The following is a 1645-nucleotide window of genomic DNA, read 5'->3' on the forward strand; positions in this document are numbered from 1 at the left end:
TGTAAAGTTTTGTCAGAAGTCAAAGTGAGAAAAAATTTGAGATAGTCGCCTAAAGATAGGGATTAGGAGCAAATTTACTCAAAATCAAAGTGGCAAAATTCGATTTAAATTTTTTGACAAAAACCTTACGAAATTTTACACCGCTTTTAACACCCGTTTAAATGGGCATTAAAAGCGTTTTTGCTATTCTGCATCTTCTGCGCCCTGCACTCTTTTGAGTGTGGCGATAAGCTTATCTCTAAATTTATAAATATCTTCAAGTTTTTCGAGTGGATATCTAGTCTCTTGTTTTTCTATCTCGTGAATGCCAATGTATTTCTTCGCCGTATTAAAGTGCAATCTAGCTATCCATTTGCGGTTATTATCGTCAAAGAGTACTCCAAAATAGCTTTGAGTATCCCTTGCATAAATTTTATCAAGCTCCACATATTCGCCCAGTATTGATTTGATGATAAAAAAGCCTTGCAGCTCATCTTGCGTAGTTATGATCTTAGTTTCATCGCTACTGCTTTCTTCATCCTCGTCCGTGATATTTGCCGTTAAGCCCGCGCGTACGGAATTTATCTTTTTTGAGGCCAGATCGGTCACTATCTCACTCAGAGCGGTTTTTGTATAGCTCTTAAAGTCCTCTAGCACACTTCCGGTTATGCGCGTTCCTTGTGGAAGTATTCTGCAGGCAAACATTCTAGCCAAATCATCGCTAGGTTTAGCGGTTTCTTCCTCAAATATCTTTTTTATCTCAAGTATGCGGCGCTGCTTATTCGCCATCTCCAGTATCGAGCTGATATTTAGATCGCTTTTTGTAAAGCGCTCAAGGGCCTTTACGTCGCGCTTATTGAGCTCGTCAAGGTTTACGATAAGAAAAGGATTGTCATCAAGCCTATTTTCCTTGTTAATATCGGAATAAAATCGGTATTCTATGCCATTTGTTAGCAGTGCAAATTTAGCGTCAGTAACGCCGAAATATCGATATAGCTGGCTTGAATGCTTATTTAAAGCCTCGGTATGCTTTTTAACTTCTACTATGATGAGCGGCTTGCCCTCATACATTATGGCATAATCTACCTTTTCGCCCTTTTTAATGCCTACGTCCGCGGTAAATTCAGGCACTATGACGTTAGGGTCAAATATATCGTAGCCTAAAATTTGAAAAAACGGCATCACAAACGAGTGTTTCGTAGCCTCTTCGGTTTGCACGGAGTCTTTGATGCTCGATATTCGAGCACCCAGGCGCTGTAAATCCTCATATAGATCCATAAATTCCCCTTTTATATTGATTTCATATCACGCAGCGTAGGACTTTACCGACGATATATACTTGCAAATCGCTATCTGGTCCTATCTCGTAGCTATCGTATTCTTTATTAACGCTTTTTATGTGCAGTACGCCGTCGGGGCTCTTTTGTAGCAGCTTCACCATAAAATGGTCGCAGTAATTGACGATATATAGCCCATCGCCTTCAAATTTTGCCGTGACGTCCGCAATCACCCAACTATCCGGATAAAGCATCGGCACCATAGAGTAGCCCTCTACCGGCATGCAGCGGATTCTATTTGTGTTTTTAGGACACACCTTAAAAAGCATCCGAGAGAAAGGTACCAATACATCGGTGTCGTAGATCTCTATGCCGTTTATATCGACGCT

2 protein-coding genes are annotated in these 1645 nt (G+C 40.7%); both read right to left on the reverse strand.

Going from position 1 to position 1645, the window contains the following annotated elements; translation table 11 throughout:
* Positions 1-183: 183 nt before the first annotated feature.
* A complete protein-coding gene (locus tag Q0413_RS05240) occupies positions 184-1257 on the reverse strand; it encodes a type I restriction endonuclease (RefSeq protein WP_298987914.1) in 1074 nt (357 codons plus the stop codon).
* Between the two features lie 22 nt (positions 1258-1279).
* The coding region (locus Q0413_RS05245; RefSeq protein ID WP_298987915.1) for a S24 family peptidase at positions 1280-1645 on the reverse strand (366 nt) is incomplete at its 5' end.

The organism is uncultured Campylobacter sp. (assembly GCF_938045465.1).
Taxonomy (GTDB): domain Bacteria; phylum Campylobacterota; class Campylobacteria; order Campylobacterales; family Campylobacteraceae; genus Campylobacter_B.

Bases quoted from the DNA above. Each gene is read 5' to 3' on its own strand.
- Q0413_RS05240 (WP_298987914.1), bottom strand. From the start codon at position 1,257: ATGGATCTATATGAGGATTTACAGCGCCTGGGTGCTCGAATATCGAGC.